The 14,048-nt window shown below is 73.0% G+C and carries 12 protein-coding genes; 4 read left to right on the top strand and 8 right to left on the bottom strand.

What is annotated here, in order from left to right; all coding sequences use genetic code 11:
• Positions 1-195: 195 nt before the first annotated feature.
• Positions 196-1,191 carry a GlxA family transcriptional regulator gene (locus ACMTAK_RS09085; RefSeq protein WP_413805723.1) on the bottom strand — a complete coding sequence of 332 codons (996 nt, stop codon included), beginning with the start codon at positions 1,189-1,191 and terminating at the stop codon, positions 196-198.
• A 34-nt stretch (positions 1,192-1,225) separates the two neighbouring features.
• A complete protein-coding gene (ligD, locus tag ACMTAK_RS09080) occupies positions 1,226-2,230 on the bottom strand; it encodes a non-homologous end-joining DNA ligase (RefSeq protein ID WP_413805722.1) in 1,005 nt (334 codons plus the stop codon).
• Positions 2,231-2,308: 78 nt separating this feature from the next.
• Between ligD and ACMTAK_RS09075 the strand changes: the two genes are divergently transcribed.
• Positions 2,309-3,382: an ATP-dependent DNA ligase gene (locus tag ACMTAK_RS09075; RefSeq protein WP_413805721.1), complete on the top strand. Its 1,074-nt coding sequence runs from the start codon at positions 2,309-2,311 to the stop codon at positions 3,380-3,382.
• A gap of 39 nt (positions 3,383-3,421) precedes the next feature.
• Here ACMTAK_RS09075 and ACMTAK_RS09070 read toward each other — a convergent pair whose 3' ends face one another.
• Both ACMTAK_RS09070 and ACMTAK_RS09065 read right to left on the bottom strand, forming a co-directional pair.
• Complete coding sequence (locus ACMTAK_RS09070; RefSeq protein WP_413805720.1) at positions 3,422-4,090, bottom strand: dienelactone hydrolase family protein; 669 nt, start codon at positions 4,088-4,090, stop codon at positions 3,422-3,424.
• 59 nt (positions 4,091-4,149) lie between these two features.
• Entirely contained in the window at positions 4,150-4,935 is a 786-nt protein-coding gene (locus tag ACMTAK_RS09065; protein WP_121825716.1) for a SigB/SigF/SigG family RNA polymerase sigma factor, read from the bottom strand.
• A 161-nt stretch (positions 4,936-5,096) separates the two neighbouring features.
• Here ACMTAK_RS09065 and ACMTAK_RS09060 point away from each other — a divergent pair, with 161 nt between their 5' ends.
• Positions 5,097-5,687 carry an HhH-GPD-type base excision DNA repair protein gene (locus ACMTAK_RS09060; RefSeq protein ID WP_413805719.1) on the top strand — a complete coding sequence of 197 codons (591 nt, stop codon included), beginning with the start codon at positions 5,097-5,099 and terminating at the stop codon, positions 5,685-5,687.
• Positions 5,688-5,752: 65 nt separating this feature from the next.
• Here ACMTAK_RS09060 and ACMTAK_RS09055 read toward each other — a convergent pair whose 3' ends face one another.
• The 4 genes from ACMTAK_RS09055 to ACMTAK_RS09040 form a co-directional block, all read right to left on the bottom strand.
• Positions 5,753-6,721, bottom strand: a complete 969-nt coding sequence (locus ACMTAK_RS09055; protein ID WP_413805718.1) for an alpha/beta hydrolase — start codon at positions 6,719-6,721, stop codon at positions 5,753-5,755.
• Positions 6,722-7,400: 679 nt separating this feature from the next.
• Positions 7,401-8,177 (bottom strand): DeoR/GlpR family DNA-binding transcription regulator, encoded by a 777-nt coding sequence (locus ACMTAK_RS09050; protein WP_413802734.1) that lies wholly within the window; start codon positions 8,175-8,177, stop codon positions 7,401-7,403.
• Positions 8,178-8,235: 58 nt separating this feature from the next.
• Positions 8,236-9,291 carry a 4-hydroxythreonine-4-phosphate dehydrogenase PdxA gene (gene pdxA / locus ACMTAK_RS09045; RefSeq protein WP_413805717.1) on the bottom strand — a complete coding sequence of 352 codons (1,056 nt, stop codon included), beginning with the start codon at positions 9,289-9,291 and terminating at the stop codon, positions 8,236-8,238.
• Positions 9,288-11,288 carry a four-carbon acid sugar kinase family protein gene (locus tag ACMTAK_RS09040; protein WP_413812833.1) on the bottom strand — a complete coding sequence of 667 codons (2,001 nt, stop codon included), beginning with the start codon at positions 11,286-11,288 and terminating at the stop codon, positions 9,288-9,290. Before ACMTAK_RS09040 ends, pdxA begins: the two co-directional genes overlap by 4 nt.
• Positions 11,289-11,540: 252 nt before the next feature.
• Between ACMTAK_RS09040 and ACMTAK_RS09035 the strand changes: the two genes are divergently transcribed.
• Together ACMTAK_RS09035 and ACMTAK_RS09030 are read left to right on the top strand one after the other, a co-directional pair.
• The gene (locus ACMTAK_RS09035; protein ID WP_413805716.1) at positions 11,541-13,115 is read left to right on the top strand and encodes an ABC transporter substrate-binding protein; all 1,575 of its coding nucleotides are present in this window, start codon (positions 11,541-11,543) and stop codon (positions 13,113-13,115) included.
• A 3-nt stretch (positions 13,116-13,118) separates the two neighbouring features.
• Positions 13,119-14,048, top strand: coding sequence for an ABC transporter permease (locus ACMTAK_RS09030; RefSeq protein WP_413805715.1), 930 nt, complete (start codon positions 13,119-13,121; stop codon positions 14,046-14,048).

Raw genomic sequence — 14,048 nt, 5'->3', positions numbered from 1 at the left:
GCGTCGCGACGCCGCGGAGATCCGTCAGAAGGGCCCTAGGCGCTCCGCGGGGAGTGGCGCAAGGTTCGGTCGTTCATCCGCGGCCGCGTCGTGGCTGGTCGCGCCCACGCGGCGGAGCCGCACATCGACACGGGCCCCTTCGGGGCGCAACCGACCCCAGGGTCCAGGGGGCGAGCCCCTGCCACCGGACACCCCTCAGGGATGGGCGGCGCTGCCACGGAACGTGGCGCGGTAGGCGCTCGGTGACACCCCGAGGGCGGTGTGCAGATGCTGCCGCAGCGAGGCGGCGGTGCCGAACCCCGCGTCCGCCGCGACCCGGTCCACCGGCAGATCGCTCTCCTCCAGCAGCTGCCGGGCGCGCTCGAGGCGCCGCTGGGTCAGCCACTGCACCGGGGTCATCCCCACCTCGTCCCGGAACCGCCGGGAGAAGGTCCGTACGCTCATCGACTCCCGCTCGGCCAGCTCCCGCAGGGTCAGCGGACGGTCGAGCCGGGTCAGTGCCCAGGCGCGGGCCGCGCCGGTGGAGCCGCCGCGCCGCTCCGGCACCGGCCGCCGGATGAACTGCGCCTGGCCGCCGTCGCGATGCGGGGCCACCACCGATGCGCGGGCCACCTCGCCCGCCACCGCCGCGCCGTGGTCGCGCCGGATGATGTGCAGGATCAGATCGATACCGGCGGCGTCCCCGGCCGAGGTCAGCACCTCGCCCTCGTCCGCGTAGAGGACGTCCGGGTCGAGGGCGACGGCCGGGAACAGCTCCCGGAACCGGTCGGCCTCCTGCCAGTGGGTGGTCGCCCGGCGGCCGTCCAGCAGCCCCGCGGCCGCCAGGACGAACGCCCCCGTGCAGATCGAGGCGATCCGGGCGCCGGGGCGGATCCGGGCGAAGGCGCCGGTGAGCGGGGCGTCCAGCTTGCCCTCGGTCTGTGGTGCGTCCGGTTCGTTGGCGGCCGGGACGAGCACGGTGTCGGCCTCGGCCAGCGCCTCCGGGCCATGTGCGACGTTCATCGTGACGTCGGAATCCGTACGCACCTCACCGGGGACCAGCGCGCAGGTCACCACCTCATACAGCGGCCGGCCCGCGGCCGATACGGCCCGGCCGAACAGCCGGTGCGCGATGCCCAGCTCGAACGGCAGCAGCCCGTGGCGGACCAGCACCGCCACCCGATGGCGGCCGGGATGGATGAAGACGGACATGGCGCGATTCTCGCAGCAGCCAAGGATCCGGCCATCACTTCTTGGCGCGGCTCGGCTGCACCCGTTTCGGCTCGCCCTTCACCTTCGGATGCTCCGGCGGATACGGGAGGTCGCCCAGACCGTGCTCCCGCTCGTCCCGCGCGGCCAGCTCCAGCGCGGCCTCCAGACGGAAGGTGTGCTCGTCCATGTCCGCGTGCACATCACCCAGCTCGCGGTAGCGCACCGGCATGGTGGCCAGGTCGAAGTCGCGCGGCCGGGCGTCGGGGACCTCCTCCCAGCGCAGCGGCGCGGAGACCGGGGCATGGGGGCGGGGGCGCACCGAATAGGCGCTGGCGATGGTGCGGTCGCGGGCGGTCTGGTTGTAGTCCACGAAGATCTTCTCGCCGCGCTCCTCCTTCCACCACTTGGTGGTCACCCGCTCCGGAGCGCGTCGCTCCAGCTCCCGCGCGATCGCGATCGCGGACCGTCGCACCTGGGTGAAGGTCCACTCCGGCGCGATCGGGACGAAGACATGCAGCCCCCGGCCGCCCGAGGTCTTGGGCCACCCGCGCAGCCCCAGCCCGTCCAGCACCTCGCGCAGCTCTCCCGCGGCCCGCACCGCGTCCTGGTAGTCGGTGCCCGGCTGCGGGTCGAGGTCGATCCGCAGCTCATCGGGGTGTTCGGTGTCCCCGCGCCGCACCGGCCACGGATGGAAGGTCAGGCTGCCCAGATTCGCCGCCCACACCACCGCGGCCGTCTCGGTGGGGCAGATCTCGTCCGCGTGCCGCCCGCTGGGGAAGGAGATCCGGCCGGTCGGAATCCACTCCGGGAGGTTCTTCGGGGCCCGCTTCTGGAAGAACGACTCCCCGTCCACCCCGTCCGGATAGCGCTCCAGCGTCGTCGGCCGGTCCCGCAGCGCCCGCAGCGCGCCCTCGCCGACCGCCAGGTAGTAGCGCGCGAGGTCCAGCTTGGTGAACCCGCGCTCCGGGAAGTACACCTTCCCGGGGTTGGTCACCCGCACCGTGCGACCGCCGACCGTGAGCTCCACCGACTCTCCCATACGGACACGCTAGGCCCGCCCGCCCGGGGCCGCCTCCCGGCGGGCGCCCGGCCCGCCACAGGAGCACAATCGGACATCATGGACCTTCCGGTGATGCCTCCCGTCGAGCCGATGCTGGCCAAGGCCGTGGCCTCCATCCCGCCCGGGATGGTCTACGAGGGCAAATGGGACGGCTTCCGGGCCATCGTCTTCCGCGACGGGGACGAGATCGAGATCGGCAGCCGCACCACCAAGCCGCTCACCCGCTACTTCCCCGAACTGGCCGAGGCGCTGCTCGCCAACCTCCCGCCGCGCTGCGTCCTGGACGGCGAGATCGTCATCGTGCGGGAGGGGCGGCTGGACTTCGACGCCCTGCTGGAGCGGATCCACCCCGCAGACTCCCGGGTGCGGATGCTGGCGGAGCAGACCCCGGCCAGTTTCGTCGCCTTCGACCTCCTCGCCCTCGGGGACGCCTCGCTGCTGGACACCCCGCAGAGCGAGCGCCGCGCGGCCCTCACCGAGGCGCTGCGCCACGCCGAGGACCCGGTGCACCTGGCCCCCTGCACCGACGATCTCGAGGTGGCCCGGCAGTGGTTCGAGAGTTACGAGGGTGCGGGGCTCGACGGCGTGGTGGCCAAGAGCCCCGACCTCCGCTACCGCCCCGGTGAACGCGTGATGGTCAAGGTCAAGCATGAGCGCACGGCGGACTGTGTGGTGGCCGGGTACCGCGTCCACAAGTCCGGCCAGGGCATCGGCTCGCTGCTGCTCGGCCTGTACGACGACACCGGCCGTCTCCAGCACGTGGGCGTCAGCGCCGCCTTCTCCGCGCGCCGCCGCCAGGAGCTGTTGGCGGAGCTGGAGCCGCTGCGCATGGAGACCGTCGAGGGCCACCCGTGGGCCGACTGGGCGCGGGAGGAGGCCCATGCCCAGGGCCGGATGCCGGGCGCGCCCAGCCGCTGGACCAGGGTCAAGGATCTGTCGTGGGTGCCGCTGCGCCCGGAGCGGGTGTGCGAGGTGGCCTACGACCACATGCAGAGCCGCCGTTTCCGGCACACCGCCCGCTTCCGGCGCTGGCGGCCGGACCGGGAGCCCCCGCAATGCACCTACGACCAGCTGGAGGAGCCGGTCTCCTACGATCTGCGGCAGGTGCTGGGGCTCGCCCCGGGGTCCTAGCCGCGCTGGGGCTCGCCCCGGGGTCCTAGCCGCGGTCCGTCAGCGCTTGCCGCCCCGGGCCGGGCGCTCGGCCATCCGTACGAACCAGTCGCGCGCCGCCTCGGCGGCCTGCTCCAGGGTGCCGGGCTCCTCGAAGAGATGGCTCGCCCCGGGCACCACATGGATCTCCTGCGGGGCGGCCAGCATGGCGGCCGCCTGCTGGTTGAGCCGCAGTACCTCATGGTCGTCACCGCCCACGATCAGCAGTACCGGCGCCCGCACCCGGTTCAGCGCACCGCCCGCGAGATCGGGCCGCCCGCCGCGGGAGACCACGGCCGCCACCCGCTCCGGCCGCTCCGCGGCGGCCGTCAGCGCCGCCGCCGCGCCCGTACTGGCGCCGAACAGCCCCACCGGCAATCCGGAGGTGGCCGGGTGCCCGTCGAGCCAGTTCACGGCGGCCCCCAGCCGGCGGCCCAGCAGCGGGATGTCGAAGCGCAGCTCCGCGGTGATCGCGTCCACCCGCTCCTCGGCCTCGGTGAGCAGATCGAACAGCAGGGTGGCCAGATCCGCGTCCTGCAGCACCCGGGCCACCGCGCGGTTGCGCGGGCTGTGCCGGGAGCTGCCGCTGCCGTGGGCGAACGCGACGACGCCGATGGGCTGCTCGGGAAGGGCCAGATCGCCCACGAGCATGGCGTCGTCCGCGGCGATACGGGCGGTTTCGGAGCGCATCGGCCACCTCCTGCCGAGGGTTGCGCGGGCTGTCGCTGTCGCTGTCGGCGTCGCCGTCGCTAGGCGTAGGCCATGAGCCCTTGCCGCAGCTCGCTGTAGAGCCGGGAGAGCCTGCGGGATATGTGCATTTGGGAGAAGCCCAGGATCTCACCGATCTGGCTCTGCGAAAGCCCCGCGAAGAACCTCAGATAGAGCACGTAACGGTCCTGCTCCGACAGCTCGGCGATCAGCACCCGCAGCGCCTCGCGGTTGACGACGCGTTCGATCGCGGCGTCGTCCGCGCCCACCGTCTCGGCGAGCAGCCGCTCCTCGGCGCCCTGTACGGCGGCGTTGAGGGAGAGCGGGGTGCAGGAGGCGCTGGCCTCCAGACCGGCCTTCACATCCTCCTGGGGCATACCGGTGCGCAGGCAGATCTCGTGGATGGTGGGGGTGCGCCCGCCGAGCTCCTGCTCCAGCGCGTCACGCGCGGAGCGGGTGCGGGAGCGAACCTCCTGGATGTTGCGGGGGATGTGCAGGGTCCACAGATAGTCGCGGAAGTGGCGCTTGAGCTCGCCCGTGATGACGGGGATCGCATAGGAGGGGAAGGCGTGGCCGAGGTCGGGGTCGTAGCGGTCGACGGCCTTCACCAGGGCCAGCGAGGCGACCTGCGTGAGATCCTCCATGTTCTCGCCCTTGTTGCGGAAGCGCAGCGCCAGGCGTTTGGCGACGGGCAGCCAGGCGCAGATGATCGCCTCGCGCAGCGCGTCGCGTTCGGGCCCGGACGGGAGCCGGGACAGACGCAGGAAGGCACCGCCGGTGTCGGGAGTGTCGTCATGGCGTCGTTGGCGAGTCGCGGTTGCTGACATGGTCACTCGCCTCCGTGGTCCGATGTCACGGCGGTCGCCACCAGATTCGCATGAGCCCGAACACCTCGCAATTCGACCAAATTGGTTACGGTGTGAGCACCTTTGGGTGGTATGCGGGTTTTAGGTGCTTCGTCCCGGTCGTGGCGGGGTATTCAGACGGGATGAACGCACGCCTTCGTCTCGCCCAGCAGCCCGAGGCGGACGCCCTGCTCGAGCGCGACCCGCTGGCCCTGATGATCGGGATGCTGCTCGATCAGCAGGTGCCCATGGAATGGGCGTTCTCCGGTCCGTACACCATCGCGCGGCGCCTGGGCGGGGACGACCTGGACGCCCAGGAGATCGCCGCCCACGACCCCGAGGGGTTCGCGGCGCTGCTGTCGGAGAAGCCCGCGGTGCATCGCTACCCGGGCTCGATGGCGGGTCGCGTCCAGCAGCTGTGCCGGTATCTGGCCGAGCACTACGGGGGCGATCCGACCGCCCTGTGGCGCGATGTCTCCTCGGGGCAGGAACTGCTCGGGCGGCTGAACGAGCTGCCCGGTTTCGGCAAGCAGAAGGCGCAGATCTTCCTCGCCCTGCTGGGGAAGCGGATGGGGGTGCGGCCTGAAGGCTGGCGCGAGGCGGCCGGGGCGTACGGCGAGGAGGGCGCGTATCGCTCGGTCGCCGACATCACCGGGCCCGAGTCGCTGGACAAGGTCCGCGCCCACAAGCAGGAGCTCAAGCGGCAGGCGAAGCGGACGAAGGGCGGCGCCTGAGGCGGGACATCCCCTTCAATTCGGGGATCCCGTCGGGGATCCCGTTCACTTCGGGGCGGGGCTCTTCAGGCGGTGCCCAGCGAGTCCCGCAGAGTGTCCACGGCCAGGGTGAGCGCCGCCCGTGCGGCCCGGGTGTCGCGCAGCGCGTCCAGCATCAGGAAGTCATGGATGATCCCCTGCATCCGCAGGGCGGTGACCGGCACCCCGGCCTCCCGCAGCTTGGCCGCGTACGCCTCGCCCTCGTCGCGCAGCACATCCGCCTCGCCGGTGATGACCAGGGCGGGCGGCAGCCCGGCGAGCTGGTCGGGGGTGGCGCGCAGCGGGGAGGCGGTGATCTCGGCGCGCTGCGCCGGGTCGGTGGTGTACTGGTCCCAGAACCACTTCATCGCCTCACGGGTGAGGAAGTAGCCCTCGGCGAACTGCTCGTAGGAGCCGGTGTCGAAGGCGGCGTCGGTCACCGGGTAGAAGAGCACCTGCCGCACCAGCGGCAGATCGCCGCGCTCCTTGGCGAGCAGGGTGAGGGCGATGGCCATGTTGCCGCCTACCGAGTCCCCGGCCACCGCGATCCGGGAGGCGTCGAGCCCCGCGCCCTCGCCGTGGGCCACGATCCACTGGCCCACCGCGTAACTCTGCTCCACCGCCACCGGGTAGTGGGCCTCGGGGGAGAGGTCGTACTCGGGGAAGACGACCGCGGCGCCCACCCGGACGGCCAGCTCCCGGACCAGCCGGTCATGGGTGTGGGCGTTGCCGAACACCCAGCCCGCGCCGTGGACGTAGAGAATCGCCGGGAGGGTGCCGACGGCCTTCGGAGGGCGCACGATCCGCGCCCTGACGCCGCCCGCCGGGATGCCCCCGACGCTGATCCACTCCTCGTCCACCTCGGGTTTGGGCACCTCGCCCGACTGCACCTCGTCGAGCGTGCGACGGCCCTCGGCGGGCGTCACCTGGTACGGATACGGCGGTTTGGCGGTGGCCTCGGCGAACGCCGCGGCGGCGGGTTCGAGGACGGGGCGGGCCGGAGCGGTGGTGGCCATCTGCTTCTCCTTTGCCGGTCCGGTTCCGTCCGACGGTCTCACCCCGGCCGCCGCGGCACCCACCGCTGTTACGCCACCCGGGCACTCACCGAGCCGGTGAGCTCACCGAGGCAACGGCCTCACCGGGTCAAGGGGCCGGGCGCCGGTGAGGGGTCCGGGACCGGATCCGGGCCCGGCGGCTTGGGCACCGGGTCGGGGGACGGGTCCGGTGGGGGGCCGGGCGTGGGGTTCGGCGGCGGCTCGGGCGGAGGGGAGGGAATCGGGTCGGGCGGCGGACCCGGGGGCGGTCCGGGCACGGGGCCCGGTGCGGGACCCGGTTCGGGTCCGCCCGGACCGGGCGACGGGGTCGGAGACGGCGGCCCGGGATCTCGCAGCGTCGGGTGGATGGGGGTCGGGTCGGTCTGCCGTGCCACGGTGTCCTCCAAAGCTCCTGGGCTGGTGGCCACGTCACTCCCGGGGCGGGTGCCCCGGTCCCCCGTGATATACGCATGGTCCCGGCGGTCGCTGTCGCCGCGGTCGCTGTCGCCATGCGACGTCTTCCTGATCCGGATCCGGGAGATCCAGACCATCCCTCACCCACATCGTACGTACGACGGATGCGCGGATCGCACATGATGTGCGCGGATCGCGCATGATGTGCGCGGCTCACACGCGATGGGCCGGCCCAGGCAGGCGGAGGCTACTCGTCCTCGACGACCGTGACCTCGACCCCCTGGGCGCGTAGTGCCCGGATCTCCTCGGGGTCCGCGTCGCCGTCGGTCACCAGGGTCCAGCCGGGCGGCAGCCGTACCCAGGTGTGAAAGGGGCGGCGGCCGATCTTCGCCGAGTGGGCCAGGACGTACACCGCCTCCGCTCGGCGGGCCATCAGCTCCTTCAGGCGGGTCTGGCGCAGATCCGCCTCGCAGATGCCGTGTTCGGCCGTCACCCCGTCGGCGCCCAGGAAGACCCGGTCGAAGGTCATGCGTTCCAGGGCGGCCTCGGCGAGCGGGCCGAGGAAGCTCTGGCTCAGCGGGCGGAGCGTACCGCCGAGGCATTCCACCTGCACGGTCTCCACATCGGCGAGCTCCTGTAGCGCGGTGAGCCCGGTCGTGGCGACCGTAAGCCCCTCGGCGGTGCGCAGTTCATGCGCGAGGGCGCCGACGGTCGAACCGGCGTCGAGCAGCACCGTCTCCCCGGCGCGCACCGTCGACGCCGCCCAGAGCGCGATGGCCCGCTTGGCCTCGAACGCCTCGCCCGTGCGCTGGCGCAGCGACGCCTCCGGGTGGGCCACCAGGGCCATCGCCCCGCCGTACGTCCGCGCCAGCCGACCGTCCGCGGTGAGCTGGGCGAGGTCGCGGCGGATGGTGGAGGCGGTGACCCCGAAGGTGCGGGACAGCTCCTCCACGCTGGTCAGACCCGTGGTCGTGGCCAGGTGGACAATCTGGTCGCGCCGGGCTCGCGCTCCGTTCACCGGCATGTCTTTCGCGTTCTTCACCGTGGACTCGGCCTCGCGTTCCTCGACGTGGCTCTCCGCGTCAGCGGGCGGGAGACGGCGACATCTCGGCGGCCTGCCGCAGCGCCTCGATCATGCTACCGGCGTCGGCCACACCCGTACCCGCGATGTCGAAGGCGGTGCCGTGGTCGACGGAGGTGCGGATGACGGGCAGACCGACGGTCAGATTGACCCCGGCCTCCAGACCCAGCACCTTGACCGGGCCGTGCCCCTGGTCGTGGTACATCGCCACGATCAGGTCGTAGTCCCCGCGCCCGGCCAGGAAGAAGGCGGTGTCGGCGGGGAGCGGACCGCGGGCGTCGATGCCATCCGCGCGCAGCGCCTCCAGCGCGGGCACGATCTTTTCCTCCTCCTCGCCGTAGCCGAACAGGCCGTTCTCACCGGCGTGCGGGTTGATCCCGCACACCCCGATGACCGGTTCGGGGGTGCCGGCGCGGACCATCGCCTCATGGCCGCGGCGTACGGTGCGCTCGACCAGGCCGGGCTCGATCTTCCGCACCGCGTCGATGAGCCCGATGTGGGTGGTGACGTGGATGACCTTCACCGTGGGGGTGGCCAGCATCATCGACACCTCCTCGACCCCGGTGAGATGGGCCAGCAGCTCGGTGTGGCCGGGGAAGACATGGCCGCCCGCGTGCAGCGCCTTCTTGTTGAGCGGCGCGGTGCAGATGCCTTGCACCTCACCGTTCATGGCGAGTTCGGCGGCGGTCCGTATGTACTGGTACGCCGCGTCCCCGGCGACGGGGGAGAGCTCGCCCCAGGGCAGATCGGCGGGGAGCAGCCCGAGGTCGATGACGTTGATCCGGCCCGGGGTGAACACCGCCTCGCCGGGCGCGGCCACCGTGACGACCTCGCACGCGATGTCGCGCAGCCGGGCGGCCTGCCGCAGCCGCTCCGCGTCCCCGACGACCACTGGACGGCAGCGCCGCAGGGTGTCCGGGTCGAGCAGCGCGGGGACGACCACCTCGGGTCCGATGCCGGTGCCGTCGCCCATGGTGACCGCGATCAGCGGAAGCGGGGCGGGACCGGCGTCCGCACCAGCGGCCCCGGTGGGGGCGAGGTGGGGGGAGGAGTTCATGAGGTGACCTTCCGTTCGGTCGAGTGGGGGCGCAGCGCCTGGACGATGTGGCGCAGGGAGTCGGGATCGCCGAAGCTGCCCGGTCGGGTCACGACGGATCGCCCGTCGGGGGTGCGGAGATGGACGGCGCCGTGGTGCACCTGGCCGACCGGGTCGAGTTCGGTCACCGCCAGGGCGTCCAGCACCCGGCGCGCCGTCTCGCCACCGGTCAGCACGAGGTCGACGGCCCCGTCGTGCGCGGCGACGGCCGCGCCGACGGCCCGGGCGAGCCCGAGCACCAGCCGCCGCCCGGACACGGGCTCGGCTTCGCGGATGGAGGGGAGGGGCACCGCCTCGTACGCGGGTGCCGGTCCCGGGGACTTGGGCGAGGCGCCGAGGGAGACGACGGTGACGGCGGCGGTCAGCGCGGGCAGCCCCACCGGGGGTCCGTCCGCCAACAGCCCCGCGAGCGGAAGCCGCTGGTGGCTTGCCCCGTCCTCGACCAGCCGCCGGACCTGTTCAACGGCGGCCGGCTCGGCCGTACCCACGACGACCAGTACCGGCCGCCCGGTGTGCGCCGAGGGCGCGGCTGTTCCGGCCGTCGACGCGGCCGCCGTCGGTGTGGCGAGGGCCGGAGCCCTGGTGGTATCGACGGCGCCCCGGCGCAGGGTGTCCGAGACAGCCGGACCCCCGACGACGGTGGCAACCGAGCCTGTGGCGTCAGCGACAGCCGGGCATGTGGCGTCAGGGACAGCCAGGCCCGCGGCGGCCGGACTCCCAGTACCCTTCGCAGCCGGGCCCGTGGCATCTGGCGCGGCCGGACCCATGGCACCCGGAGTGGCTGGGCCCGCGGCATCTGGAGTGGCCGGGCCCGTGGCGGCCGGACCCGCCGCACCCGGAGTGGCTGGGCTCGTGGCATCTGGCGCGGCTGAGCCTGTGGCATCCGGTGCGGCCGGGCCCGTAGCACCTGGGGTGGCTGGGCCCGTGGTGCCTGGAGTGGCTGAGCCCGTGGCACCCGGAGCGGCCAGGCCCGTGGCGGCCGGAGTGGCCGGGCCTGTGGCATCTGGCGCGGCCGGGCCCGTGGTGCCCGCAGCGGTCGGACCAGCCGCACCCGGCGCACCCGGCGCAGCCGGACCAGCCGCACCCGGCCCGGCCGGGCCCGTGGCACCCGGCCCGGCCGGGCCCGTGGCATCCGGCGCGGCCAGGTCCGTGGCATCCGGTGCGGCCAGCGCCCCCGTGACCGGAGAGGTCGTCGCCAGGTGGCGGCCCACGGCCAGGGCCAGGCCGCCCGAACCGGCCAGGCGCATCCCGGGGCCGTCCGCCAGCGATGCCTCGACGATCGCGTCGAGGTCCGCGTCCGTCTCCGCGTCGCAGATGGCCACCCGTCCCGCCGTCGCGGCCGCGCGCAGGGCGGTGAGCAGGGTGGAGTGGGAGGCTCGTACGGTCGTGAGCGGGATCAGGGCGGTGGGCAGCCCGCCCAGCGCCTGGGCCACCGAGGCGGGCGGGGAGACGGCCTCGGCGCGCCATGCGTCGCCCTCGTGGAGCGGCACTCCGCCGATGTGGACCACCCCCGAGCGCACCACGCGCCCGGCGATCGGCAGCGCGGGGGCGAGCACCACCCCCGCCCCGCCCTCCGCGAGTGCGGCGATCTCGGCGGCGACATTGCCCCGCAGCAGCGAGTCGATCTTCTTCAGGACGAAGGTGTCCAGGGTGTCCAGCGCGGCCGAGGCGGCCGGCGCGGCCACGGCGTCCTGGCCGCCCCCGTCCGGCCAGGACATCCGCAGTGCCCCGCGGACCGCCTCCGCCGCCTCCGCCGCCGGGCGGTACCGGGAGTCCAGGTCCAGGACGGTCGCCTCGCCGGCATGGCGGGGGCGAAGGGCCGTTGCCATGCCGACAGCGCCCGGCCCCCCGAAGAGCAGCACCCGACTGCGTGTTGTGCGCGAGCAAACCGCGGCCGCCACCTCCGCGGCGCCCGACAGGTCATCCGCGATGGCCAGCAGTCTCCGGCTGGGCGTCATGTCCACCGGTACCTCCTCGAATGACCATGACAGGCGGAGCGGCCCAACGCCGTGGGCATCGTCTCCGTGGCCCCGATGATGACATACGTTGCGCGAAGTGCGCGAGAAGTATTGCGTAAAGCGCGCAGCCATGTCACGGTGACCGCCGCGACACTTCGACCCGTACGGCCCTCATCCGGGCGCCGCACGAGTCGAGCGAGCCGGTAGCTCGCCCAGAACGTCGCTCGCCTCAGGAACGCCGAGAGGTCAACGATGACCCGTATCCCCTACGCTCCGGCCCTCAGCCGCCGGTCCGTGCTGCGCCTCGGAGCAGGCGCCTCAGCAGGTATGGCCCTCGCCCCGCTCACCGGGTGCGCGGGACCCACCGGCGCCCCCGGGCCCGGCGCCATCAGTCTCGGGCTGAACCGCTCGCTGGTCAGCCTGGACAACAAGCTCAACCAGTTCGACGCGGCGGTGACCGTGCAGCGCGCGGTGCGCCAGGCGCTGACCCGGATCGGCAGGGGGCTCCGCCCCGAACTCGTGCTCGCCGACCGCTTCGAGATGACCGAGCCCACCGCCTGGACGGTGCGGCTCCGCGAGGGGGTCCGCTACTCCGACGGAACTCCAGTCACCGTCAAGGACGTCTCGACCGCGCTGAAGATGTACGCGGGCGTCAACGGCTCGTTCATCGTCGGTCTCTTCCCCGAGATGCCCACCGTCGAGCCGGTCGACGAGCGCACCTTCCGCCTGCACACCAAGCGCCCGGTGCCCATCCTCGACCAGCTGATGGCCAACATCCTGATCAGCCCGGCCGCCAGGAACCGGCCCGAGGAGCTGTCCGGCGGGGCGGGCTCCGGCCCGTACGTGGTCACCTCGGCCAACTCCGGCACCGGCGAGTACACCCTCGCCGTCAACCCCCGGTACTGGGGCCGCCGCCCCACCGTGGACCGGGTCCGGGTGCGCTTCGTGCCCGAGGAGTCCAGCCGTGTCGTCGCCGTGCGCAGCGGTGAGCTGGACGTCATCGACACCATCACCCCCGACTCCGCCGAGCAGCTCAAGGGCCTGCCGGGGGTGCGTCTGGACCGCACCTCGGGCACCCGCGTCAACCAGCTGTTCTTCAACTTCCGCAAGCCACGCGGGCATCCGCTGGCCGACGCCCGGGTGCGCGAGGCGCTCAGCTACGCCATCGACGGCGAGGCCCTGGTGCGCGATGTGCTCACCGACTCGGCCCAGCAGGCCGAGGGCGTCGTTCCGCTCGCCCTCAAGGGGGCCGTACGCACCGGGCGTTACGTCCACGACCCCGGCGAGGCCCGCAAGCGCCTCGCCGCGCTGGGCGCGAGCGATCTCAAGGTGAAGATCATCTGGGAGTCGGGCGAGTTCCCCGCGGACACCTCGGTGATGGAGGCCGTGCTGGAGATGCTGCGCGGGGTCGGCGTCCGCGCCAGCCTCCAGCAGTTCGAACCGGGCGGCGACATCCAGCAGTGGCGGCAGGGCCGCCGCGGCGACTGGGACGTCCTCGGCAACGGCTTCTCCGTCCCCACCGGCCACGCCTCCACCAGCCTCCAGGGCATGTACGGCGGCACGCCGGAGAAGGAGAAGACCCGGGACACCTACCAGGGCTATGTCTTCCCCCGGATCGCCACCCGGCTGGCCGACGCCTCCGCCGAGACCGACGAGAAGACGCGTAACGAGAGGCTCGCCGCCGTCCAGAAGCAGATCTGGGACACCCGCCCCTGCCTGTGGGCCTTCGTCCCCGATGTGGTGCTGGCCCGTCGCACCCGGGTGCGCGATGTGGGCCTGCTCCAGCTCAACTCCTACGACCTCGCCGCCGTGCGTCTGGAGGGCTGAGCCGTGACGCGCTATCTGATACGCCGCCTGGGCCAGAGCGTCCTGACCGTCTTCCTGACCCTCTCCACCGTCTTCGTCCTGGTCCGCATGGCCCCCGGCGACCCCGCCGCCGCCCTGGCCGGGCCCAACCCCTCCACCGCGGACCTCGCCCGGATCCGGGAGCAGTTCGGCCTCGACCGCGGACTGCTCACCCAGTACGGGCTCTTCCTGCGCGATCTGTTCACCGGCGACCTCGGCACCAGCTACTCCTTCCACGCGCCCGCCCTGGACGTGGTGCTGGACCGGGTTCCGTACACCATCACCCTCTCGCTGTCCGCGATCGCCCTCACCACGGTGGTGGCCGTGCCGCTCGGCGTGTGGATGGCCCGTCGCGCCGACACCAAGCGGGAGCTGGGCGCCAATGTGCTGACCATCGCCGGGCAGTCCATGCCCGACTTCTGGATCGGCGTGATGCTGCTGACCCTCTTCGCCGTGGCCTTCCCGGTGCTGCCCGCATCCGGTTTCACCACCTGGGGCGGACTGATCCTGCCCACCGTCACCGTGGCGATCCTCCAGATGGCGCTGATCTCCCGGCTGGTCCGCCGGGAGATGGTGGCGGCCCTCGCCTCGCCGTACGTCACCGTCGCCCGCTCCCGCGGGGTCTCGACCCGCGTACTGACCTGGCGCTACGCCATGGGCAACTCCGCCATCCCGGTGCTCACCGCGCTCGGCACCCGGTTCGCCGCGATGCTCAACGGTGTCGTGGTGGTCGAGGTGGTGTTCGGCTGGCCCGGCGTCGGCTCGCTGGTCGTCCGCGCCCTGGAGACCCGCGACTATCCGCTGATCCAGGCGACCGTGCTGGTCACCGCCGCGCTGGCGGTCCTCGTCCAACTCCTCATCGACCTGGCGTACCCGCTGCTCGACCCGCGGGTACGCCTGGGAAAGGCGGCCTGA

Origin of the sequence: Streptomyces lacaronensis, from assembly GCF_047337785.1 — a bacterium.
Lineage (GTDB): Bacteria > Actinomycetota > Actinomycetes > Streptomycetales > Streptomycetaceae > Streptomyces > Streptomyces lycopersici.
This window is presented reverse-complemented; position numbering and strand designations above follow the sequence as displayed.